The sequence below is a fragment of the Acidobacteriota bacterium genome (assembly GCA_016196035.1).
In the GTDB taxonomy this organism is placed as follows: domain Bacteria; phylum Acidobacteriota; class Blastocatellia; order RBC074; family RBC074; genus JACPYM01.
The window spans coordinates 23,252-46,567 of sequence record JACPYM010000054.1 but is presented as its reverse complement, the minus strand read 5'-3'; the positions used below and the strand labels follow the sequence as shown (position 1 = coordinate 46,567).

Sequence of the window (23,316 nt, the reverse complement as noted above, 5' to 3'; positions counted from 1 at the left end):
GCGTCTTTGAATATCACTACCGCATCTACGAAAAGCTGAAGCGCCCGGTGGCGAGCCTGGTGTTGTTGACGGATGCGCGGCGTGAGTGGCGTCCCCACAAATTTGAGCGCGTGACGCTGGGCTGTAAACTGTTGCTCGAATTTCCGGTCGCCAAGCTGCTGGATTTCGACACGCCGGAGTTGGCGCGGTAAACGAATCCGTTTTCGCTGGTCACGCGCGCGCATCGCCGGGCGCAGGCCAGCAAAGGCAAACCGCAAAAGCGTTATGACCTGCGGATGGCGCTGCAAGCGGAGGTGACCGAGGAAATCAGGACGATTGCGGATCAAGGCAAGCGCGGAAAAATGGTTGTTTACTGGGATGGCGTGCTGAGATTCATTGAGTGGGTCATGCGCTTGCCGTCCGATTTAGAAATCAAATTCGAGGACGAGTTCAACGTCCAATATGGAGAAGCTGCGATGGAGTTTATGTCTTATAGAGAACAGATAGGGTTTGACAAAGGCGAGATCACGGGCGAGATCAAACTGTTGCTAAAAGTCCTGTCAGCACGATTTGGAGAGCCACCGCATCAAGTGAAAGAAGCAGTCGCACGCATTGATAGCCCAACCGTGCTGGAGCGGCTGGCGGAGATTGCCGCCACGTGCGTATCAGTGGACGAGTTCGAGCGCGCGCTGCCCAACTAACGCGCCTGGCCGAGGAAACAGAAAATGAATGACACTTCGAATGGGCTGCGCGCCCGCCGTAACTTCCTGCTGCAATCCAGCGCTGGTCTCTGCTCGCTCGCGCTGACCTCAATGCTGGCCGAAGATGGCTTTGCGCTTGAACAAAAGCAGCCGCTTGACCCGCTCGCGCCCAAACCACCGCATCACCGCGCGCGCGCCAAATCAGTGATCTTCTTGTTTATGGAAGGTGGGCCTTCGCACCTGGACACCTTCGACCCCAAACCGGAGTTGCTGAAACTCGCCGGCCAGCCGATGCCGGAATCGTTTGGGCGTCCGATCACCGCGATGGGCACGGCGTCGAATACGATTATGCCGAGCAAGCGTGTGTTCAAAAACTACGGGCAGAGCGGCATCCCGGTCAGCGATTGGCTGCCGCACACCGCCGAGCACGCCGACGATTTGGCGATCATTCGTTCGTGCTGGGCCGATGGCTTGAACCACGTCGGTTCGGTTTGCCAGATGAATACGGGTTCGATCCTGGCCGGGCGGCCTTCGTTGGGGGCGTGGGCGACGTATGGCCTGGGCACAGCGAATCAGAATCTGCCGACCTTTGTCGTGATGGCCGATGGCGCAGAGGTGTTGGGCGGTACGAAGAATTGGAGCGCCGGATTTCTGCCCGCCGTGTATCAGGGCACGCAGTTCCGCGCCAGCGCCAATCCGGTTTATTACGTCACGCCGCCCGAAACCGTCAGCGACGCACAGCAACGCGGCAAGATTGATTTTCTGGCACAACTCAATCGCCGTTATTCCGCCGACAAACCCGATGACAGCGAATTGCTGGCGCGTTTGAATTCGTATGAACTCGCCTACCGCATGCAAGCTGCCGCGCCCGAAGCCGTTGATTTGAGCAAAGAGACCGAGGCGACCAAGAAGCTCTATGGCATCGGCAATCCCGTGACCGACAAATACGGCACGATGTGTTTGCTGGCGCGCCGGCTGGTCGAACGCGACGTGCGCTTCATTCAGCTTTACTCCGGTTCGGGTAGCGCGTGGGATGCGCACAACAACATTGAGGGCAATCACTCGAAGATGTGCGCGTCCAGCGACCAGCCGATTGCCGGGTTGTTGACCGATCTGAAAGCACGCGGCTTGCTCGACACGACGCTGGTCGTCTGGGGCGGGGAATTCGGGCGCACGCCGTTTAACGAGAAAGGCGATGGGCGCGATCACAATCCGTGGGGCTTCACCATGTGGATGGCGGGCGCGGGCATCAAGGGCGGCCAGCTTATCGGCACGACGGATGAAATCGGCTTGAAAGCCATCGAGAAGCGCGCCCACGTGCACGATTTGCACGCCACGATTTTGCATTTGATGGGCCTCAATCAATTCAAGACGGCGTATAAGCACAACGGGCGCTTGGAAGTGCCGACAGTGGTTGAGGGGCGTGTGATTCCTGAATTGATTGCATAAAGGAGATATGCCGATGCAGCGGAATTTCATTATCTTGTTGCTGACAATATCTCTTGCCAGCTTCAGCCTGTTTTACTCTCAGCTAAAAAGCCAAGCACAATCTAAACCGCGTGCCCGCGCGCTGGGCGTTCCCTTTGACGGCACGCCTGGGCCATTCAACGCGATCACCGATGTCAAAGGCGTAGAAGTCGGACACACCACACTGATCTCCGGCGAAGGCAAGCTGGTCGTCGGCAAAGGGCCGGTCAGAACCGGCGTGACAGCCATCTTTCCGCAAGGCAAAAACTTTCGCGACCGTGTGTTTGCCGCGTGGTTCTCGCTCAACGGAAATGGCGAGATGACGGGCACGACCTGGCTGGAAGAATCCGGCTGTCTGGGCACGCCGATCCTGATTACCAACACTCACAGCGTCGGCGTCGTGCGCGATGCGGTGATTGAATGGAATGCGCGGCGCGGGATGAATGAAGGCTATTCGGGCGATTTTAGCTTGCCCGTCGTGGCCGAGACTTACGATGGCTTTCTGAACGACATCAACGGCTTTCACGTCAAAAAGGAGCACGTCTTCGCGGCGATTGAAAATGCGAAGTCCGGCCTCGTCGCCGAAGGCAATGTCGGTGGCGGCACAGGCATGGTTGCGCATGGTTTCAAAGGCGGCATCGGCACGTCGTCGCGGATGCTCAGCGCACAGGAGGGCGGCTACACCGTCGGCGTGCTGGTGCAGGCGAACTATGGCGCGCGCGATTTGTTGCGCATTGCCGGCGTCCCGGTCGGCAAAGAAATCAATGACCTCAGACCCGCGCCCGGCAAGAAAGAAGAAGGCCAGGGTTCGATCATCGTCGTCGTGGCGACCGATGCGCCGCTGCTGCCGCATCAATTAAAACGTGTGATCCGGCGTGTGGCGCTGGGCATCGGCGTGATGGGTGGCCGGGGCGAGAATTCTTCGGGCGACATTTTCATCGCCTTTTCCACCGCCAATGCCGACATCGCCAAGAGCAACGGCGTGGCCCAATTGACGATGCTGCCCAACGAACGTATCAACCCGCTCTTCCGCGCCACTGCGGATGCCACCGAGGAAGCCATCGTCAATGCCATGATCGCGGCGGAAACGATGACGGGCGTCAACGGCAACATGGTTTACGCGCTGCCGCACGACCGTTTGCGCGAGGTCTTGAAAAAGTACAACCGGCTGGCGCAATGAATACGCGCGGCAATTTCCCAACCATTGTGATGACCAAAACATTCAACTTACTTCTGTCGCTACTGCTGCTCGGTGGGGCGGCGCTAGCACAGTCAAACAAACTGCCAACCAGCGGACAAGCCAAGCTGAAAACCATCCGGCTGCATATTGATGGCTTCAGCAAAAGCAAAAGCGGCGCGGTCTGAATGGCCTGACCGGAAACGGTCAAACAGGCCCTGGACGGGCTTGCCGCAGTCAAAAAGATTGAAATGCTGCTCGACCGGGATGAGTTCCTGGTGACGTTCGATCCGGCCAAAGCCGATGTGAAGCTGTTGCTGGCGACGGTGAAAGGTGCTGGTTACACGGCCCAGGTGGTGACGGACGCAACCAAAACCAGCGCGCCGGTCACCACGACATTGCCAACCGGCTTCGCCTTGCTGGACGAAGCGCTGGCCGTGGCAAAGGCCGAAAACAAACCCCTCGTGCTTGATCTGAATGCCGAGTGGTGCGCGCCCTGCCGGCAACTGGAACGGCTGACGTTTCCAGACCCGCAAGTAAAAGCGCTATTGGAACAGACCGTTTTTCTCAGGATTGATACGGACAAATATCCGGACATCGCGCAACGGCTGGGTGTCGCAGGCTTGCCGGACATTCGGTTTGTCTTGCCCGATGGCGTCATCATTCGCCAATTGCGCAGCTTCCAAAGCGCCGCGTCCTTTGCCCTCGAACTCGAGCAACTGCTGCAAAAAGTCTCCCGCAAGTAAGCGAGCTTTGCCTAGTACTCCATCAAGCTGAAAATGAGGGATGTAGGGCGGGATTTAATCCCGCCCTACATCCCGGATGCGCTCTCAGCATCCATCACTTACAGCTTGATGGAGTACTAGCATCCTTTTCCACAGGCGCGTTGGCACAGCGAAACAGGCGCAGCGTTGTGATGACGCCGCGCCTGTTTCCACTTGATCGCTTCACTGCGTGGCACGATTTTTCGGACACCGAATAGGCACTGAACTAGCGCCGTGACACGGATGCTTTCTGAGCTTGCGTTGCTGGCAGGAAGTTCTCCATCACCCAGACTTCGGCATTTTTCTTCTGCGAGGCCGAGAAAGCGATGCGCCGTCCGGCGGGATGGATACGCAAATCAAAGGCTCCTTCCATAAGCTGTCCAAGTTGCTGTGGCTCACCACCGCCGGCGGGGATGCGCCATAACTCAGGCTGCTTGTCACCGCCATCAATAAACAGCAGGTTCCGTCCATCTGGCGTCCAGGCGACTGTGCCATAGCTTGTGAATGGTTCATGTTCCCGCAGCTTCAATAATTCGCGGGTATCCCCTCCGGCAACAGGAATCACGATTAAGGATTGCCCGAATTTGACAGCGAATCGTCGGCCGTCTGGCGAGAGTGCAATGTTTCCTGTGAGGGCCGGATTCTTAGTTGGCGTTGTTGCGCGATAGAGCTCTTTCTCTTCACCGGTTTCAATATTGCGCTTCCATAAGATGTTCTTGTTCTGATAGAAGACCTCTTTCTCATCGCGTGATAGCACTGGCCCAAACAACTCTGATCCTGGCTTCTCGGGAACGAGGAGCGTGGTGTTACCCGTTTCGGCGTCAATTTTGAAGAGGCCTGCACCTTCTGCTTGATCGCGCACGAGGATGGATTTCCCGTCAGGGAACCAGCGTGGCGGGCTAAATCGCCTGAGTTTAGTCTGCACCGCTCGCTCCTCGCCCGTTTCAGGATTCAGAATAATAAGCTTATCTACTCCCGGGTTGCCTTCCCTTAACCACAACTGCGATCTGTAGGCTAAGTAGCGACCATCAGGAGACCAATCATGTCCACCGCTGAAGCCGATGTAGCGCGTTTTCGCCAGCACTGGAGAGCCGACGAGCTTGCCTGTCTCAGGAGCAAGCGTGGCCGTATACATGTCTCTTTCTATCGTTCTTCGACCGAGGCCGTAGTAGAAAGCGCCATTGCTGGTAATTCCCATCGGCCAAATCTTTCCCAGATCATGCTTTACTAACTCCGGCGACCCCTGGAGCTTTCCATCAGCCACCGGAATCACCCAGGCGTCTATGGTTCCAGAACGGTCGCTGGAGAAAAGAATGCCCTTCCCATCCGGCGTCCAGCCCAGCAGTTGGTCATCCGCCGGTGATTGCACGAGCGGGACATCGCGGCTTCCGTCGCTGGCGATGACAGCAATGTCATGTTGGTCAGAACCATTCGGCGGGTAATATCCATAGGCGATGTAACGTCCATCAGGTGAAAAATACATTCCGCTGATGCCACCCGGACGCTTTTCAAAACTCACCGATTTGAGCAAGCGTGCGGAGCCGTCAGCCACGGAGATCAGCGCCATACTTTCTTTCTTTTCTTCATCGAATTCCGTCAGGATGTATTTCCCATCCGGCGACCAATTACCAGGCCAAAGATAAGTATCCTTGCGATAGAGCAGGCGACTGCCGCTCCCATCAATTCCCATGATGCGCAGTTCGTGGAATCTATCCTCGTTAGTCCCCCAGACAGTGGCAATTTGCTTACCCTCGGGCGAAAGGATGGCGTCTTCGAACCATTCGTCCTTATTAGATGGCTTATTCATCAGACGGCGTTTTTCGCCGGTAATCAAATCCTGAACGATTAAGTCTTTAGTCTCGTCATTCTCGCCGATGAGATAACGACCGTCAGGGGAAACGGCAGAAGGGTTCATGCCAGTCTCGATTGGAACCCGTCGGACTGTAAGACCGGTCGCAGCTTTATGATTCATACTCGCTACGGCATTCGTGCCTTTCGGTAACTTCGCCTGCGCCTGCCGCACGACATCAGCTTGATCGGCATACTGGCTGACCACTGCTTGAAACGCCCGCTGCGCTTCGGCCTTACGCCCCAGCCGTTCATAGAGCAGCCCGACGCGCAACTGCGCCCGCGCCGCCAATGCCCGCTGCTCCTGTGCCTGTTTGACGACCTGGCCGTAAAGCTTGATGGCTTCGGTCAGGTTCTGATTGCTTTCGTCCAGCATGCGCGCGTGTTCAAACAGTTGGCGCGGATTCTGCTGCTGGGCAAACGTGGTGAAGACGGTCAGCGCGATGCTGGCGGAGACGATGGCGATGATGAGGTGAATTCGAGAACGTTGCATGGTATTAGCCTCCTTGTAGTGTTGATCTTTGTCCGTCTCGGTTTAGCTCGGACGATACGGAATCTAAAGAGGCGCACGGTGAAGCGGGTTAAGGTTCGGTCAAGATCAGATTCAGTCTTGGATAAGAAGCTGTTTGAAAGGTTGCTGGTTCTTTAGCTCCTACGGAGCTAAAACGTTCCGCAACTTTCAAACAGCCTCTAAGACAACAGCCCCAGCTTGTAACCAATCCCGCGCACGCTCAAAACATACTTCGGCTGGTTCGGATCGTCTTCGATCTTCTTGCGCAGCGCGGCGACGTGCGTGTCAATCACGCGGTGCGTGATGTAAACCTCCGCGCCCCAAAGCTGGTCGAGAAAGTCATCGCGCGTGATGACCGCGCCGGGATGCCGCGCCAGCAGATCGAGGATTTCAAACTCCTTGCGCGTCAAGGCCACCTCCGCGCCGCGCTTCGTCACGCGATAGGCTTGGCGGTCAAGCTCAATCTCGCCGAAGGCGGCAATCGGCTGCGCGCCATTGCCGCGTTGGCGGCGCAAGCCCACCTTGACGCGGGCGACCAGTTCGCGCAGCGAAAACGGCTTGGTGACGTAATCATCCGCGCCCGCCGCAAAACCCGTGATGCGATCCGCTTCCTGGCCGCGCACGGTGAAGATGATGATCCACATGTCGGGCATCTCCGGGCGCAGTTGCCGGCAAATCTGGAAGCCGTTCAGCCCCGGCAGCATCAGGTCGAGCAGCAACACATCGGGCCGCAGCGCGCGCGCTTTGCTGAGCGCCGCGTGACCGTCCGCCGCCGCGTCCACTTCATAACCCTCGAAGAGCAATTCGTCTTTGACCGCGAGGACGATGGATGGTTCATCATCAACTACCAGAATGCGCGCCATTGTGAGTGGCCTCCAGCCTGGGTACGCAGCGCTTCCAGCGTGCGGGCTTGGCAGCGAACGAATGAATACCGGAGGGAAACCCTATCGGCATCAATGCGTCCACTGCTGAGCCCGCACGCTGGAAGCGCTGCGTACCCAGGGGAAAAATCACCGGTTCTGATTCAATGCTTTTGCTCATTGGTTGGTATCCTCAATGAGAAGCGGCTGCCTTCTCCCGGCTGGCTTACAACCGTGACCGTGCCGCCGTGCGCTTCGACAGCGGCTTTGACCAGCGCGAGACCGAGGCCCGTGCCTTTGACGCTGTGCTGGTCGCCCTGCCGCGCGCGATAAAAACGGTCGAAGATGTGCGGCAAATCGTCGGGCGCAATGCCGATGCCTTCGTCGCACACTTCAATGTGCACGGTGTGATCCACGGCTTGCGCCGTCACCGTGACGCGCGTGCCTGTGGGCGAATATTTGATTGCGTTGTCGAGCAGGTTTTCCAGCGCGTCGGTCAGTGCCAGCTTGTCGAGCGGCAGTTCAGGCAGCCCCGCTGCAATCCTCGTTTCCAGCCGGATGCTTTTTGCTGCGGCATGCGGGTGCAATTCTTCGACGGCCGTTTCGATGATTGCGCCCAGCGCAGTTGGCGCGAAATTGTATTGCCGGTGCCCGGCCTGAATCTGCTGCGTTTCGAGCAAGCGGTTGACCAGTCGTTCCAGCCGGTCGGTTTCGCGGTTGATGGCGGCGTGATACTCGCCGGTCGCCGTGACGCTGTGCACGCGCCCGCTCGTGAGACGCTCCATTAACAGGCGGATGCTGGTGATGGGGCTTTTGAATTCGTGGCTGACCGCCGCGATGAATTCGTTTTGCAGCCGGCCCAATTCGACTTCGCGGCGCACCACGCGCGCCGTCAGCGCCAGGCCCACCGTCAGCATCAGCAACAACAGCAGGATGAAGCCGTACCATAGCCACGCGCGCCGCTGCAGCCAGCCACGTTGCGCCGCGCCGCTGAAGACCAACTCCAACCCGCGCACCGCACGCAAGGGGGCGGTGAAAGCATTCGGCGAAGCGTGCGGCAACTTGCCCCAAAGCAGTTCGCCGTGCGCATCACGCAGCGCGGCGGTGAACGGTTGGCCTGCCAGCAGCGGCGCAAGCGCGGGTTCGCTCAAGGCGGCGGCGCGCGCTGGCGCGAGGGCCAGGCCGCGCCAGGCGTCGCCGGTTGGGGGCGTCCACAACACCAGAAAGGCGCTCTGCCCGTTTCGCTCAAAGCTGCGCGTGGCGGTGTTGTACTTGTTGGGCGGCGCTACGCGGATGAAGCGTTCGAGCGCCGCCAGTTCGCTGAGCCGCGCGTCAGCCACACGCGGCTGGGCTTCCACACTGGCGAGCAAGCGGCGTAGCTCTTCATCATAGAAATGGCGCTCATCATAGCTCAACCACCAACGCCCGCCGCGCAAATGCTCCAATGTTTGGGTCAGCAGCGCCGCGAAACGTTGGCGCTCTTCTTTTGGCAGGCGCTCAACGTGAGGACAGATGAGCAGCGCCAACGGCAAGCCGGTCGGGCTGAGTTCGTCAACGCGGCTCCACAGCGGATCGTTCAACAAGGCCAGCGTCCCCACCGTACCGCGTTGTTGTTCCAAACGAGCCAAACAGAGTTCCGCCCAGCCGCGCAGCTTCGGTTCAACATTGCTGAGACGATGATAAAGGCTCGACGCCGCGGGCAAACTGCCTTGCGCTTCTGCCGCCTGCGCCTGTTCGATCAGCCGTTGCGTGGCCGGCAGCCAATCCGCCGCGCGCAGCTTGGCTGCGGCGTCGGTTTCGCCAAACCAGATCCGGTCGCGCTGAAAGATCAACAGCCCCGGCGGCTCGAATGTAAAGACAACGTCATTCCCGGTCACAGGCTCAACCGCGCGTTGCGTTGCATTCTCCAATTCTGACAATGCGCCGGCCAGCGCCGCGTCAGCCAAGCGGGCAATCTGGGTTTGCTGTTCGCGGATTTGCTGCTCGCGTTCGATGCGCTCGGCCCGCACGGCGCGCAAGCCCAAGAGCGCGAGCGCCAGCGCTGGCACTGCGATGAGCAGGCCGAAACCCCACCACCAAGTCCAGCCGAATTTGAGCGCAGCCGCGAGATGACGCATCGTGTGATCGCAACCTTCGTTTATGAAATGTGGCCGGGATTTTAGCTGGCGGCGCGTCCGGTTGTGTGAGGATTTGGTTAAGATCGAAAGAGGTTTAGACGCCACTCAGCGCAGGTGTTGCAACTGCGTCAGCACGTAAACGCCTTGCGCGGGCGAAACGGCAAAGCCTTCTTTCACCAACGCCCGATTGCCCAAACCCGCTTCGGGCCGCGCCAAACCGGTGACGCGCGCCATCTCACCGGGCAAAGTCAGCCCGGCGCTTTGCAAAAAGCAGCGCGCCAGCTCGCGCACGGCAATTGAACGTTCGACTTTCTCGGCCAACTGTTCGGGGAAGCGCGCCAGCGCCAGCGTCCAGATATAGGTGAATTTCGGTTTGTAAACGACTTCGCTGGGCACGACGAGCAGCGCGGCTTGCAATTCATCAATGGCGGCGGTCAGCGCCTTACGGTCGGCGATGCCGGTTTCCTCGCGCAGATCGCTGGTCGCCATCTCCCACTCTTTGCGCAGCACTTTCAACACCGCTTGGGCATTGGCGCTCAGACGCTTCTTCTCTTGCGCTTTCGGCACGCCCCAGACGGCGTTGAAAAACGGCACCATGCGCGGGGCCAGAAAGAGCGTGCGCGCTTTGGTCAATTTGCCGTAATAGACCTTGCCGCGTCGCACCAAGTCATCTTTCAACAACCAGGTGTGCGAGGCTTCGGGGTCTTTCTGGACGTTGCGCGGCATGACGGCATCACGCCGCCCACAGACGGCGACGTAAAGCGACGGCCCCGGTTTGCGCGTATCGGTCAGGCAATTGGCGAAACCGACTTTCTCGATAAAGCGCTCGGCTTCGGTCACGGTCTCGATTTGAGACGTGCCTTCGCGTTGCCAATGTTCATCGCGGTATTCTTCGATAGCGGGAGGCAGACTGACTTTCATGGTCTGAGAGTTATTCCTTTCAAGAAAGTTTGCCACAGAGGCACAGAGGCACAGAGAGAAGGACGTGAGAGGCCAGAAAATGCGGAAAACAGCCGATTGGTTCAGGTGCATTGCTCTGTGTCTCTGTGCCTCTGTGGCAAAGATACCGGGTTCTTTGATAAGCGTGCCGCACGGTAGCGCAAATTTTTGAATTAGGCTACATTCGCCCGGCAACGCGCAGTCCTCCTTGAACAGCCGCAGACGGAAACACTCATGAACCGACGACCGATTCAATCCATTCAACAAACCACGCTTGACGAATTGCTCGCGCAGGCGCGCCAGCATCCGCGCAAACGCGCCATTCAACGCTTGCACGACGATGATTGGGAACATTGCCATCGCATGTTGAATGCGCTGACGCCCGGCACCTACGTCCGCCCGCATCGCCATCCCGATAAATACAAAGGCGAAGGTTTCATTTTGTTGCGCGGCCAACTGGCAGTCTTGATTTTCAATGACGATGGCACGCCAGACGGCACAGTGGATTGGGCGCACAGCCGGTTGCTGGCGCACGCGACGGGCTGTCTGGGCATGGATATTCCGCCCGGCGTTTGGCACAGCCTGGTGGCGTTGACCGACGCGGTGATTTACGAAGTCAAAGGCCAGCCGGCGGGCGGGTATGTGCAAGATTCAGACAAAGACTTCGCGCCGTGGTCGCCCGCTGAGGGAGCGCCCGAAGCGGCAGCGTTTTGCCGTGAATTGGAAGCGCTGGCGCGTTGCTTGACCAATTGAATCTCAAATCCAGCATGCATATCTCGGCTGAACAACTCGCCCCCATTCTCGATCTCTACGAGCGCGGCCTGTATTTGCAGGCCTATCGTGCCGCCGAACAGCTTGCGCCGCTGGCTGAATGGCAGGGCACCGATGCCAGGGTGCTGGCGGGGCGTATGGCGTATGTGCTCGGTTCCAGTAAGCTGGCGTATCGCCATCATCTGAGCGCGTGGCGCAAAGATCGCACGCACGCCGAGGCGCAATACTTTTATGCGCGCGTCATTCTTGACCGGCACGGGCCGTTCCGCGCCTGGCATTTTCTGAAACAACATCCTGAACTTCCCGCTGCGACGCCTGCGTTGCTGGCCGATTGGTACGGCTTGCGCGCGCTGGTGCTGGGGAGTTTGCGCGACTTTGAAGAAGCTGAGCAGTGGTTAGCCAAAGCTGCGGCTGCTGATCCGACCGAGGCTTATGTCTGGGTCGAAAAATCTTCGCTGCTGGAATTGCAAGACCGCTACGAAGAATCGTTGCAGGCGGCCCAGCACGCGCTGGCGTTGCGTCCCTGGTATCGCCCGGCGGTGCAGGCGGCGGCGCAATTGTTTGTCCTGCTGGATCGCGAGCAGGACGCTTTGATGCTGCTCGGCGAAGCCAGTCGGCAACTGGAAAGCGCCGCCATCGTCGCTCAATTGGCGCAACTGCAATCCGACTTGGAATTGCACCGCGCCGCGCGCACCAACTGGGAGCGCTTCATCGAACTGTCGCCGCTGTTGGAGGAAGACGATTGGAAGTGGCTGAACGGGCGGCGTTCGGATGCCGCGTATATGTGCGGCGATTTTGCCGAGGCGCAGACGCTGGCCGAAAAGACCGACAGCCATTTTTTCAAACAAGTGGCGAAGCACATGAAAAAGGCAGACGGCGCCGCACCGCGCCGCATCTTGCCGGTCAATTTCATTCGCCAGCATCACCTGACCTGCGCGCCCGCGACGCTGACGATGCTCAGCCGGTATTGGCAGCGGCCTGCCGAACACCTGAGCGTCGCCGAACAGATTTGCTATGGCGGCACGACCGATTACAGCGAACGCAAATGGGCCGCCGACAACGGCTATGTCACGCGCGAGTTTTGCGTCAATCTGGATGACGCGGTCAAACTCATCGAGCGCGGTGTGCCGTTCACACTGGCGACGGTTGATCCCGGCAATGCGCATTTGCAGGCGGTCATTGGCTATGACCAGCGACGCGGCACGTTGCTGCTGCGCGATCCATACATCAGCAGTCTGGGCGAAGCGTTGGGCGAAGGTTTGCTCAAACACTATCGTTCCAGCGGCCCGCGCGGGATGGCCCTGGCGCCGCGCGAACAAGCAGCCTTGCTGGAGGGTTTGGATTTGCGCGAGGCTGGGCTGTATGACGAGTTGTACGCAATTCAGGACGCGCTGGAAAAACATCAACGCGCGGCGGCGGAAACCGTTTGGCAACGACTGAAGGCGGCGTACCCCGAACATCGGCTGACGCATTGGGCGCGACTGGTGATGGCCTGGTACGACGAAGACCACGCGCAGATTCTGGCCTGCGTCGAAAAGCTGCTCGAACTCTTTCCCGAAGACGCCAATCTGAAGATGAGCAAGATTTACAGCCTGCGCGTGCTGGCGCGGCGTAGCGAACGCCTGGCCTATCTGGAAGAGCTTTGTCAGTGGCGCGGGAAAGAAGAGAAACCCGCTGATGGGGCTGATGCTCAACCTGTGGATGAATCAAGCAATGCCGAGGCTGATACAGACAGCGATGATGAAGAAGAAGACGAAGCGCGCCGTAAAAAAGACCCCAGCCGTTTTTTCGATCCGTTGTTCTGGCAGCAATATGCCGAAGAGCTGAGCGACGATGCGCGCACGCAAAAGCGCGCGCTGCGGTTTTTGCAACGGGTGCTGCGCTACCGGCCCACCGACCCGCATAGCATTTACCTGACGGCAGGCATTTTTTGGTCGCAGCGCCGCTTTGCCGAGGCTTGCGAGCTATATCGCATTGCCGCCTGCTTGAAAGACACCAGCGAGCAATACGTGCATGGCTATTTCATCGCCGCGCGCCAGCAACGCCAGACGCAGGCGGCGCTGAAGCTGTTGGAAGACCGCGTCCAACGGTTCGGCAAACGCTCCGGCTTGCCCGCGCGCACGCTGTCGAATGCTTACGAACAGGTGGACGACGAGACGCGCGCGTTGCAAGTGCTGGCGACCGGCTTGCAGATGCGTCCGGAGGATGGCGACCTGTTGCTGTATGCGGCAGACGCGCATTCGCGTTACGGCAATTTCGAGCAAGCCCGAACGCTGCTCGCACAGGCCGAAGGCAAAGCCTCGCGCACGTCGTGGTTGCGTTGCGCGGCGCTGATTGCGGTTTATCAGGGTCAGTTGCCGCAGGCGTTGGAACTCTGGCGCGCGGTGTTGGAAGTCGAACCGCTCGCGCCCGATGCCAATCGCCACACGGCGCGCTTGCTGGCTGAAACCGCTGGCGAGACAACCGCGATTGAATTTCTGCGCGGCGTCACGCAACGCTTCCCGCACAGCTTGCCGCTACACCAGATGCTGGTCGAATGGTTGCGCGAACAGCCGGAAGAGGCCGTCAAGACGTTGCGTCACGTCGTCGAGATTGATCCGATGGATGCCTGGGCGCAACGTGAACTGGCCTTCCGGCTGGCGCAATTGCAGCAATACGACGAAGCCACACAAACGGCGGAACAGGCCTTTCAACTCGAACCCGAAAACCCGTACAGCTATTGCACACGCGGTTCTGTGCACGCCGCCGCAGGCCGCGTCGAAGCGGCCAAAGCCGATTTTCGCCAGTCAATCAAATTGTCAGTGGACACCGATTATGCGATCACCGAATTGGCGGCGCTTTCGCATACGCCTGCTGAACGGCGCGCGACGTTCGACCTGATTCAGCAAGAATTGATCAACCAAGTCACCTTCGGCGACGGCCTGCTGGCCTATCGCCAGCAAGCCAAAGACACGCTGGATGCGGAAGAAGTCTTGCGCTTTTTGCAAACGGCGCTTGAGGCGCGCCCTGATCTGGCCCTGGCTTGGTCGGCGGTGATCGAACAGTTGGTGGATTTGCAGCGCCTCGACGAAGCCTTGCAACTGGCCGAGCAAGCGTCGCAACGGTTTCCGCTGATGCCGCGCCTCTGGCTCGATTTGGCGCAGGTGCAGCGCGTGCGGCTGAACACGCCGGGCGAGATTGAAGCCTTGCAACAAGCGCTGCGCATTAATCCGAGTTGGGGCGCGGCGGCCCAGCAATTGGCCGAAGCCTACGAACGCGCCGGCGACCGGCAAAAGGGCAAGGAGGTTTTGGAGCGCGCCTGTGCCCTGACGCCGCTCGATCATTTCAACCACGGCTGTCTGGCCGATCTGCTCTGGCATCTGGGCGAAAAAGAAGAAGCGCTCAAACGCATTCAACGCGCCATCACGCTCGAACCGGGCTACGACTGGGGCTGGCGCGTCTTGCGCGATTGGGCGCAGGAATTGAAGAGGCCCGAACTCGCCGTCGAATGCGCGCGCACGCTGACCAAACAGCGCCCCGGTTCGCCGCAAGCCTGGCTGACGCTGGCGAATACGATCACCGATCCGCGCGCGCTGAACGAACGTCTGACTGCTATTGATGAAGCCTTGCGCTTGCAACCGCATTCGGTCGAAGCCTATCGCCTGCGTGTGCGTGTGCTGACTGAAGCCAAACGCTTTGACGAAGCGCGCGCCGCTTGCCGCCCCGCGATCTTTGGCGAACAACCGCCCGCCGATTTGCGCATCATGGCTGCCAATGTTGAGGCCGAGCGCGGCGAAGTCATCGAAGCCGTCAAAATCTTGCGCGCACTGGTCAAAGACGAGCCGAACTATTTTCCCGCCTGGTATCAACTGGCCGACTGGTATCGCACCACCGACGAGCACCGCGCCTATCTGGAAGCTGCCGAAGCGATGGCGAAGCTGATGCCGCACTATCCGCTGGCGCTGGGCTATTTGTCCGAAGCGCGCTTGCGCACGCAAGACCGCGACGGCGCAAAACAAAGCCTGCAACGCGCGCTGCAACTCGATCCGAATTATGAATACGCGGCCACCACGCTGTTTGATTTGCAGTTGGAAGACCGCGAACTCGACGCGGCGGAAGCGACCGCCAAGCGCCTGCGCCAATACCTGGGCGGCGATGAGACGACCGTGCGCGAGTTGAAACTGGCGCTGGCCCGCGAGGATTACGACACGGCGCGCCAACGCTTGCGCGAACTGTGTTTGTCAGAGAGCGACAGCCGCCGTGAATTGGATCAAGCGGTTGACGCCAGCGATGTCGCGCGCTGGCAACAGATCGTTGACGAAGTGTTGGAGACCTTTCTCGACACGTCCCAAGCCAACACCAACGCCGCCATCCTCTGGATCGAACGCTGCGCCAGCCGCAAGCAATGGGATCGTTGCCAGGGTTGGTTGGAAGCGCTCAAGGGCGCAGGGCCGGAGCTGGAAGAGCGTTGGCGCAAGGCGTCTATTGCCTGGATCGGCACGCTGGCCGAAGGGCGGCAAAAACACCGGCTGCGCAGCTATGTTGATGTCTACCACGAAGCCTTGCGTGCCGACGATACCGCGTGGGCGCAAGTCGGTTACAACCTCTATGAGATTGGCGATTTGCGCGCGGCGGCGGGCTGGATGAGTGATTGGCACAAACGCGCCAAGCTGGAACCTTGGATGCTCTGGAACCTGGCGCTGGCTTTGCGCCAACTCAAACGCGAGCGCGAAAGCCGCGAAGTCAGCCAACACGCGCTTACCTTGCCGCCCGATCACATGACCGATCCGCATTTGCTGTTGCTGGCCGTGGATGATCTGTTGCGCGGCGAATATGAGAGCAGCCAGCAACGCCTGGCGCACATCAACATTGGCGCGCTGCGCGAATGGGATCGTTTCGTCTTTGACCTCGCTACGGCGTTGCTTGACGCCGACCACCAGCGCAATGCGTTGCAAGTCTCGCATCGCTCAATCCTCGAAAACCTCTTCGACACGCGCCGCGCCGCCGCCTTTGTCGAAACCAGTCCCATCCTGCGCGAACTGCATCGCCGCGCCGTTTGGCAAGTAGCGCGGCAGAGCGGCAGTTGGTGGTTGCAATTGTGGGCCGGTTTGCGGCTGACTTTACTGGCTGGATGGCATGGAGTGTTTGGGCGATAGTCGGCACTTCGGAGGAGCGTGTGACAAAGGAGAGCGCCAAGCCATAGAGCGGCGCCGGTCAGGCAGATCAATCCCTTGAGTCATCGGTTTAAGCCGCGTTTTACAGCGTTCATCTGCGGCGAAAGCCTTCCCCTTCGAACCACTACGCTTTACCGGCAAAAAACTCTGGCCGACGCCTGAGTCCGACTCAGGCGTCGGCCAGAGTTTCAGTTCAGCGGAGCGGTTTCAGTCGGCGCATGCCCATGCCTTAGCGTTTGCCGCGTTTCGCCCTGGCCCTTATCATCGCCGCATCTGACGTTATGAACTACACCCAAGCGATTGAATATCTGTATGCGCGCGGCCACGAGATGGAGACGATGAATCTCGGCCTATCGCGCATCCTGGCGTTGACGGCCGCCTGTGGTCAGCCGCAATTGCAATATCCATCGGTGTTGATCGCCGGGACGAACGGCAAAGGTTCGACCGCCGCGATGACCTTTGCCATCGCACGCGCCGCCGGGTTGCGCGTGGGGCTGTACACCTCGCCGCATCTGGTTGAAATCACCGAACGCATGCGGATTGCCGACGGGGCCGAGGTGCGCGACATCAGTCAGGACGAGTTCGCGCATTACGCGACCGAAGTGCGCCGGTTGGGCGAACGCTTGCTGGCGGCGGGCGAACTCAGCACCGTGCCGAGTCTGTTTGAACAACTCACGCTGCTGGCCTTTCTTTATTTCGCCGCGCAAAAAGTGGATTTGGCCGTCCTCGAAGTGGGGTTGGGCGGCAGGCTCGACGCCACCAATGTCAGCGCGCCGCTGGTGACGGCGATTACGCCGATTGATTACGATCATCAGCGGCATCTCGGCTACACCTTGCCCGAAATCGCGGGCGAAAAAGCGGGCATCATCAAACCCGGCACGCCCGTCATCGTCGCCCCGCAATCGTCCGCTGTAATGCAGGTGATCGCCGCGCGCGCGAATGAACTGCGCGCGCCGCTGCTTTCGCTGGAAGAGGAACTTTCCGCCGCGCTGTTTTTAGAAACTGTTGTTGAACACGAAGACGCCGTTTCGCCATTGTTGGGGCTATGCCGCTTGCGCTACACCCATCGGCAAGGCGAGTACGACGTGCGCTTGGGTTTGCGGGGGCGATATCAAGTCACCAACGCGCTGCTGGCCATTCACATTGGCGAAGCGCTCCGCCGCGCCGGTCTGCCCATCACATCCGCCAGCATCAATACTGGTCTGCAACAGGCCGAATGGCCGGGCCGCCTGGAATTGGCGACCTTGCCTGGCGCAAAGGTGCCGTTGCTATTGGACGGTGCCCATAATCCGGCGGGCGCGCAAGTCCTGCGTGACTTCTTGCAAGAGTTTTGCGCGCACGTGCCGGTCACCATGGTGTTTGGTGTGATGACCGACAAGCCCTTCGGTGAAATGGAAGAAATTCTTTTTCCCGCCGCGACCACAATCATTGCTGCCAAGGTGGATAACCCGCGGGCCGCTGATCCAACTGAACTGGCCCAACGCGCCGAAGCGCTGGGATACCACGTCTTGCAGGCCGAGAGCGTGCGCGCCGCGCTGCAACTGGCCCAAGAGACGACGCCCGCCAACGGCGTGATTTGCGCGTGCGGCTCGTTGTATTTGGTCGGTGAGATCAAAGGCTTGCTGGGGTCTTCATCATTGGAGCAGTACCACCTGCTGCCACAGGCGGTACCGCACTCATAGCTTCACCACTCCGCCCGCTTCACTTTTGGGATCATCCTTTCCCGCATTCGAACAACTGGCTACACGCCCTGTCAGCAGACCGTAAACGGCGCAATGACTTATCCACTACGCCCGGGCGGCACGCGACTTGGTTAGCCTGTTAGAACGGTTTGCCTGCGCGGGCCGTTCTCCTACCCATAATTCAAAGGAGTGATGACGATGCGAATACTTTGGCAAGATATGCGCTATGGCGCGCGAATGTTACTTAAAAACCCCGGCTTCACGCTGATTGCCGTCCTGACACTGGCACTAGGCATCGGCGCGAACACGGCGATTTTTAGTGTGGTCAATGCCGTGCTGTTGCGCCCATTGCCGTATCCACAGGCCGAGCGGCTGATGATGGTCAATACGACCAACCTGGCGCGCGGCATCACCAACTTCGGCGTCGCGCTGCCGGACTTCCGCGAATGGGCGCGGCGCAATCAGTCGTTTGAGCGGATGGCGGCTTATAGCACGAACAGCTACAACATCGCTGGCGCGGAAGCGCCTGAGCGTGTGGTGGGCGCGCAAGTTTCTGCCGACCTCTTCCCGACGCTCGGCGTAGGCGTGGCGCAGGGGCGCGGGTTTGCCAGCGCGGAAGAGCGGTACGGCAAGCATCGCGTGGCAATCCTGAGCGATGAATTGTGGCGGCGGCGCTTTGGCGACAATGCGCAGCCCAACGGGCAGACGCTGAAACTTAACGGCGAGCTATTCACTGTCGTCGGCGTCGCGCCGCGCAACTTCCAGTTCCCGGATCAGACCGTCAAGCTCTGGCTGCCGCTCGCGGTGGCGGATGACAGCGAATACAACACGCGCGGCAATTATTGGCTGAGCGTCGTGGCACGGCTCAAACCGGGTATGAGCATCACGCAAGCGCAGCAGGACGTGGATGGCATCCAGCATCAGATTGCCCACGAGGTCAAAAGCGTGGGCGATTTCGGCGCGAGCTTGGTCTCGCTGCACGAGGCGACGGTCGGCAACGTGCAACGGGCGCTGCTGGTGTTGCTTTGCGCCGTTGCCTGCGTGCTGTTGATCGCCTGTGCGAACGTGACGAACCTGTTGCTGGCGCGCGCGGCGGCACGCCAGCGTGAAGTCGCGATTCGCACGACGCTGGGCGCGACACGCTTACGGATTGTGCGGCAACTGCTGACGGAAAGTTTGTTGCTCAGCCTGCTCGGCGGCGTGTGCGGCTTGACGCTGGCCTGGTGGGGCGTGGATGCGCTGATCGGTCTGGCGCCCAAGCTGCCGCGGCTGGCCGAGGTGCGGGTGGATGGGCGCGTGTTGGCCTTTACCTGTGGGCTGGCGCTGTTGACGAGCCTGCTCTTCGGGCTGGCGCCGGCGGCGCAGGCAGCCAAGCCGGATTTGAACGAAGCGCTCAAAGAAGGTGGTCGCGGGACGGCGGGCAGCGCGCGCAGCCGTCGTGTGCGCAACGTACTGGTGGCGGCGGAGCTGGCTTTGTCGTTGATCCTGTTGGTGAGCGCGGGGCTGATGGTCAACAGCCTGTTGCGCATGCAGCGCGTCAATCCGGGCTTCCGCACCGATCACATTCTGACCCTGCAAATTTCGTTGCCGCTGACCAAATACCCGGATGATCCCGGTCATTTAGAACTGGCGGCAGGCTTCTTTCAACAATTGGTTGAGCGCGTCAAGGCGCTGCCCGGCGTGCAAGCAGCCGGGGTCAGTTCGGCTTTGCCGCTGACCAACAGCGGTTGGGGCAAACTCTTTTCCATCGAAGATCGCCCCGCGCCGAAAGCGCTCGATAAAGTGCCGGTCGTGCAATACCGGCAAGTGAGTGGCGATTACTTCAACACGCTGGGCTTCGCGCTGCGCAAGGGGCGCTTGCTCAACGAACGCGACACGCGCGACACCTTGTCTGTGGCCGTCATCAACGAAGCGCTGGCGCGGCGCTACTGGCCCAACGAAGACCCGCTCGGCAAGCGCGTCTGGTTTGGCCCGCCCGAAGACCTGATCCCGCCCGACCTGATGCCGCCGAACTTTGACGCCAAGAACTTCCGCTTCCCGCGCTTTACCATCGTCGGCATCGTCGGCGATGTGCGGCACAACAGCTTGCTCCAGAACGGCAGGCCGGAGATTTACACGCCGCACACACAGAGCGTTATCGGCAAATTCCCTGACACGTCGCGCAGCATGTATTTAGCCTTGCGCACCACCACTGACCCGCTCAGTTTGATCAACGCGATCCGCCACGCCGTGCTCGAACTTGACAAGGAGCAACCCATCGCCGACATCGCGACGATGGAGCAGTTAGTTGCAACCTCGCTCTCGCAAGCGCGGCTGAACACTTGGTTGCTGGCACTCTTTGCGCTGCTCGCGCTCGCGCTGGCGGCGGTGGGCGTTTATGGCGTGACGGCTTATTCCGTCACACAGCGCACGCACGAGATCGGCATCCGGCTGGCGCTCGGCGCAAGTTTGGGCGACCTACTGAAGATGATCGTGTGGCAGGGCATGGTAACGGCACTCTTGGGCGTCGGAGTCGGACTGGCTGGCTCATTCGCGCTCACGCGGTTGCTGACGGCGCTGTTATTCGGTGTCAGCGCGACCGATCCGCTGACATTTGGCGGGCTCGCGTTGCTGCTGGCGCTGGTGGCCTTGTTGGCCTGTTGGATTCCGGCGCGACGGGCGACAAAGGTTGATCCGTTGATTGCTTTGCGATGTGAATAATAGGCGGTAGTCAGTAGGTGTATTGACAAACTAGGTTGCGCCGGCGGCTCCAAGCTGCTGCATTCACCCTGAAGGATTTATTTCAGTCGGCCTGTGCAACGTAAATTGTCAATGCCCCTACCGACTACCCCGTACTGACTACTTCTTCAGGGGCACCATACTTCTCAGTCCCAGCAAGTTGTCTTCGGAATCGCGCAAGATCGCAATCCAAACTTCGACGGCGCCGAGATTGCCGACTTTGTTGGGCGCTTCGACGATGGTGACACTGTGCGTGGTCAGGATTTTGGCCGTTTGCTGAATGTCATCCACGTCGAAATAAATGATCGAATTGTGCCCGGCATCTTCAGCCTTTTCGGGCAGCGTGAGGAAAAGATTCAGGCCGCCGCATTCGACCACGGCCAGGTTGGGCTGTTGCAGCAGCACTTTCAAGCCCAGCTTGTCGCGGTAAAAGGCGACGGCGCGGGCGACGTCTTTGACGCGCACGGCGATCTGGCCGACCTTTTTGATGACGGGTGTTTCAGGCATTGGTTGATTCCTCTCTTTGTTTTGTTGCGCTCCCACAGGCACGGCCAGCGTGCATAGCAAGAGCGCGCTCAGCTTCAATCCAAGCAGTTTCATGCGTTGTTCCTCCATTGCTTTGTCCGTTGCTTTAAGCGGGAAATCAGGTCTACGCCGCGCAGTATGCCGAGTGAGCGTCCGCCGCGCTTCTCGAAAATCACCTTTTTGCCTGGCGGAACTGGGCGGGCGAACGGCCCAGATGACGGCGGAATAAGGTGCTGAAAGAACCCAGGCTTTCAAAGCCGACGGCAAAACAGATTTCGGTCACGGGCAAGCCGGTGTGCCTCAGCAGGTATTGTGCGCGCGCCAGCCGTTGGGTGGTCAGAAACTGATGTGGCGTTTGCCGGAAGGCTTGTTGAAAGGTGCGCAGGAAATGGCTGGGCGAAAGGCAGGCGATGCGCGCGATCTCATCCAGCGTGAGGCTTTGCTCGAACGAGGCCGCGATGAATTCCTTGTCGCGATGCAGGCGGCGGTATAGTTCGGCGCGTGTGGTGGCGCGCAGGGCAGGGAAGCTTTCGACTTCCCGCTGCACCAATTGTTGCGCGGTCAACAGCCGCCGCAGAATCTGATGCAGATGTTCGTTGAGCCAGACTTCGTCGTCTTGGCGTTGCGGCAATTCGGTGCGCAAGCGAAAGAGCGCGGGCGAGAGCAGGTCATCGTGCGGATAGGTTTTTTCAAAAAAGTACAACGGCTGATCTTTGACGGTTTGCGGTTCGTCCAGCAATTTGGCGGTGGGGGCGGTTAGGCTGCGTTGTACTTCTTCCACCAAACCATTCTCGAAAAACAGGCAGAACGAAGCCAGCGGCTGTTGCGCGTCCACAATGATTTCATACGGCTGATTTTGATTGAGCAACAGGTAAGAATGCTCAGCCACGCGAAAGCGGCCACGCCCGACGTTATAAAGCGCCGCGCCCCCGGCGAAAGTTTTTATCGAAAGACAGCCGGTGCCTTGCCAATGATATTGCCGGTTGCTGCCGTCAATGATGAAGCTGCATTCGCCCAGCGCGTTGGGCTGAGGCGCTGGTTGTGGACGCAACAATCTGGGTTTGAGCACGACGGACATAACGGCGCGCATTGTGGCCCGCCGCCCGCCAGTTTGTCACTCAATAGTGCAGGCCGTGTTCCAAATAGAATTTCAACAGCGTCAGCACCTGCGCCCAACCCGACACGCGATTGAGCAGGTCCTGCATCCCGGCGGGCGTGTCTTCGTAACCCGTCTCGACCAGATGAACGATAGTGCCCCCGGCCACCGGCGTGAAGGTGATTTCAACCGTGGTGTCATAGCTGCCGCTGTCGGCGCGCCATTGAAAGACATAACGCGCGGGGCGTTGCACCGCGATCACCTGACCGGGGATTTCGCCGCTGTATTTTTCCAAGCCCCAATCGCGCCAGCGGTATTGAATCGCGCCGCCGGGGCGCAAATCTACGGTCGCGCCCTGGGTGAACCATTCGTCCAGACCCGGCCCGGTCGCCAGCGCATCGAAACAGCGTTCGGACGCGACACGGATCAGCGTTTTGAAATCAACCTTTTCGTTGCGTAGGTTTGCCATCGGAAGCTCCTTCTGGGTGGCGGCGTTGGCGGCGTTTTGCAAGAGAGCCGGTAAGTCGCGCGCAAAGGCCGAACGCGCCAATACGCGGTCGCACCCGGCCTGACGGGCCTGTGCCTGCACGCCGGTGTTGACGTGCGCGACGAAGCCGAGCAAGGGAATCGTGCGCAACGCGGGGTCTGCTTTCACGGTTTGAATGAACTCGAAGGGGCGGCAGGCTTGCGCATCCAGATCGAGCACGATGAGCGCGGGCGCGGCGGCTTGCGCCAGGCTCAGCGCCTTTTCAGGCGTGCGCGCCGTTACCAGTTGACAGCCGGTCTGTGTGGCGGCGGCGTCGAGTTTGGCGACGAAAAAAAGATTGTCGAGCAAGGCGAGCACTTGAGGCGCCGCTGATTGTTTGGTCATGAATTCGCTTTCGTGCAGGAGCCGCAGCCGCGTAGTTGCCAGCCGCGCGGGCAGTTTACTATAGGCCTCACGACGCGGAAACTGGTGGCAAGAACGTGGCTTTGCCTAAATTTACAAACGCGGCCTCATCACAACCC

The 23,316-nt window shown here is 59.7% G+C and carries 16 protein-coding genes; 9 read left to right on the top strand and 7 right to left on the bottom strand.

All coding sequences use genetic code 11. The annotated features are described in order from the left end of the window. Nucleotides 1-47 precede the first annotated feature (47 nt). From HY011_16225 to HY011_16205, 5 genes are all read left to right on the top strand, one after another. Nucleotides 48-191: a hypothetical protein gene (locus tag HY011_16225; protein ID MBI3424481.1), complete on the top strand. Its 144-nt coding sequence runs from the start codon at nucleotides 48-50 to the stop codon at nucleotides 189-191. 84 nt (nucleotides 192-275) lie between these two features. After that, nucleotides 276-680 carry a hypothetical protein gene (locus HY011_16220; GenBank protein MBI3424480.1) on the top strand — a complete coding sequence of 135 codons (405 nt, stop codon included), beginning with the start codon at nucleotides 276-278 and terminating at the stop codon, nucleotides 678-680. A 24-nt stretch (nucleotides 681-704) separates the two neighbouring features. Beyond that, a complete protein-coding gene (locus HY011_16215) occupies nucleotides 705-2,129 on the top strand; it encodes a DUF1501 domain-containing protein (protein ID MBI3424479.1) in 1,425 nt (474 codons plus the stop codon). A 7-nt stretch (nucleotides 2,130-2,136) separates the two neighbouring features. After that, complete coding sequence (locus HY011_16210; GenBank protein ID MBI3424478.1) at nucleotides 2,137-3,327, top strand: P1 family peptidase; 1,191 nt, start codon at nucleotides 2,137-2,139, stop codon at nucleotides 3,325-3,327. Between the two features lie 248 nt (nucleotides 3,328-3,575). Beyond that, nucleotides 3,576-4,070, top strand: coding sequence for a thioredoxin family protein (locus HY011_16205; GenBank protein MBI3424477.1), 495 nt, complete (start codon nucleotides 3,576-3,578; stop codon nucleotides 4,068-4,070). A gap of 244 nt (nucleotides 4,071-4,314) precedes the next feature. Here the strand turns inward: HY011_16205 and HY011_16200 are convergent, their stop codons facing one another. The 4 genes from HY011_16200 to HY011_16185 all read right to left on the bottom strand — a co-directional run bounded on the left by HY011_16200 (nucleotide 4,315) and on the right by HY011_16185 (nucleotide 10,345). Next, on the bottom strand, nucleotides 4,315-6,429 hold the full coding sequence (locus HY011_16200) for a PD40 domain-containing protein (GenBank protein MBI3424476.1): 2,115 nt from the start codon (nucleotides 6,427-6,429) through the stop codon (nucleotides 4,315-4,317). A gap of 197 nt (nucleotides 6,430-6,626) precedes the next feature. Beyond that, a complete protein-coding gene (locus HY011_16195; GenBank protein MBI3424475.1) occupies nucleotides 6,627-7,310 on the bottom strand; it encodes a response regulator transcription factor in 684 nt (227 codons plus the stop codon). Nucleotides 7,311-7,471: 161 nt separating this feature from the next. Next, on the bottom strand, nucleotides 7,472-9,424 hold the full coding sequence (locus HY011_16190) for a HAMP domain-containing histidine kinase (GenBank protein MBI3424474.1): 1,953 nt from the start codon (nucleotides 9,422-9,424) through the stop codon (nucleotides 7,472-7,474). Nucleotides 9,425-9,529: 105 nt separating this feature from the next. Beyond that, nucleotides 9,530-10,345 (bottom strand): hypothetical protein, encoded by an 816-nt coding sequence (locus HY011_16185; protein MBI3424473.1) that lies wholly within the window; start codon nucleotides 10,343-10,345, stop codon nucleotides 9,530-9,532. A 252-nt stretch (nucleotides 10,346-10,597) separates the two neighbouring features. On the opposite strand from HY011_16185, the gene HY011_16180 reads away from it, so the two are divergent. From HY011_16180 to HY011_16165, 4 genes are all read left to right on the top strand, one after another. Further along, entirely contained in the window at nucleotides 10,598-11,116 is a 519-nt protein-coding gene (locus HY011_16180) for a WbuC family cupin fold metalloprotein (GenBank protein ID MBI3424472.1), read from the top strand. A gap of 14 nt (nucleotides 11,117-11,130) precedes the next feature. Continuing rightward, a complete protein-coding gene (locus HY011_16175) occupies nucleotides 11,131-16,269 on the top strand; it encodes a tetratricopeptide repeat protein (protein ID MBI3424471.1) in 5,139 nt (1,712 codons plus the stop codon). Between the two features lie 299 nt (nucleotides 16,270-16,568). Continuing rightward, nucleotides 16,569-17,969, top strand: coding sequence for a bifunctional folylpolyglutamate synthase/dihydrofolate synthase (locus tag HY011_16170; GenBank protein MBI3424470.1), 1,401 nt, complete (start codon nucleotides 16,569-16,571; stop codon nucleotides 17,967-17,969). Nucleotides 17,970-18,167: 198 nt separating this feature from the next. Continuing rightward, entirely contained in the window at nucleotides 18,168-20,669 is a 2,502-nt protein-coding gene (locus tag HY011_16165) for an ABC transporter permease (protein ID MBI3424469.1), read from the top strand. A 138-nt stretch (nucleotides 20,670-20,807) separates the two neighbouring features. On the opposite strand, the gene HY011_16160 is transcribed toward HY011_16165, so the two are convergent. The 3 genes from HY011_16160 to HY011_16150 all read right to left on the bottom strand — a co-directional run bounded on the left by HY011_16160 (nucleotide 20,808) and on the right by HY011_16150 (nucleotide 23,179). Further along, nucleotides 20,808-21,287: a VOC family protein gene (locus HY011_16160; protein ID MBI3424468.1), complete on the bottom strand. Its 480-nt coding sequence runs from the start codon at nucleotides 21,285-21,287 to the stop codon at nucleotides 20,808-20,810. Between the two features lie 97 nt (nucleotides 21,288-21,384). Continuing rightward, nucleotides 21,385-22,290, bottom strand: coding sequence for a helix-turn-helix transcriptional regulator (locus HY011_16155; protein ID MBI3424467.1), 906 nt, complete (start codon nucleotides 22,288-22,290; stop codon nucleotides 21,385-21,387). A gap of 40 nt (nucleotides 22,291-22,330) precedes the next feature. Then, entirely contained in the window at nucleotides 22,331-23,179 is an 849-nt protein-coding gene (locus HY011_16150) for an SRPBCC domain-containing protein (protein ID MBI3424466.1), read from the bottom strand. Between the last annotated feature and the right edge of the window lie 137 nt (nucleotides 23,180-23,316).

Coding starts and splice junctions, on each gene's coding strand:
- HY011_16200 (MBI3424476.1), bottom strand. CDS start 6,429: ATGCAACGTTCTCGAATTCACCTCATCATCGCCATCGTCTCCGCCAGC.
- HY011_16210 (MBI3424478.1), top strand. CDS start 2,137: ATGCCGATGCAGCGGAATTTCATTATCTTGTTGCTGACAATATCTCTT.
- HY011_16185 (MBI3424473.1), bottom strand. CDS start 10,345: ATGAAAGTCAGTCTGCCTCCCGCTATCGAAGAATACCGCGATGAACAT.
- HY011_16160 (MBI3424468.1), bottom strand. CDS start 21,287: ATGAAACTGCTTGGATTGAAGCTGAGCGCGCTCTTGCTATGCACGCTG.
- HY011_16220 (MBI3424480.1), top strand. CDS start 276: ATGGCGCTGCAAGCGGAGGTGACCGAGGAAATCAGGACGATTGCGGAT.
- HY011_16150 (MBI3424466.1), bottom strand. CDS start 23,179: ATGACCAAACAATCAGCGGCGCCTCAAGTGCTCGCCTTGCTCGACAAT.
- HY011_16175 (MBI3424471.1), top strand. CDS start 11,131: ATGCATATCTCGGCTGAACAACTCGCCCCCATTCTCGATCTCTACGAG.
- HY011_16195 (MBI3424475.1), bottom strand. CDS start 7,310: ATGGCGCGCATTCTGGTAGTTGATGATGAACCATCCATCGTCCTCGCG.
- HY011_16190 (MBI3424474.1), bottom strand. CDS start 9,424: ATGCGTCATCTCGCGGCTGCGCTCAAATTCGGCTGGACTTGGTGGTGG.
- HY011_16205 (MBI3424477.1), top strand. CDS start 3,576: ATGCTGCTCGACCGGGATGAGTTCCTGGTGACGTTCGATCCGGCCAAA.
- HY011_16215 (MBI3424479.1), top strand. CDS start 705: ATGAATGACACTTCGAATGGGCTGCGCGCCCGCCGTAACTTCCTGCTG.
- HY011_16165 (MBI3424469.1), top strand. CDS start 18,168: ATGCGAATACTTTGGCAAGATATGCGCTATGGCGCGCGAATGTTACTT.
- HY011_16180 (MBI3424472.1), top strand. CDS start 10,598: ATGAACCGACGACCGATTCAATCCATTCAACAAACCACGCTTGACGAA.
- HY011_16170 (MBI3424470.1), top strand. CDS start 16,569: ATGAACTACACCCAAGCGATTGAATATCTGTATGCGCGCGGCCACGAG.
- HY011_16155 (MBI3424467.1), bottom strand. CDS start 22,290: ATGTCCGTCGTGCTCAAACCCAGATTGTTGCGTCCACAACCAGCGCCT.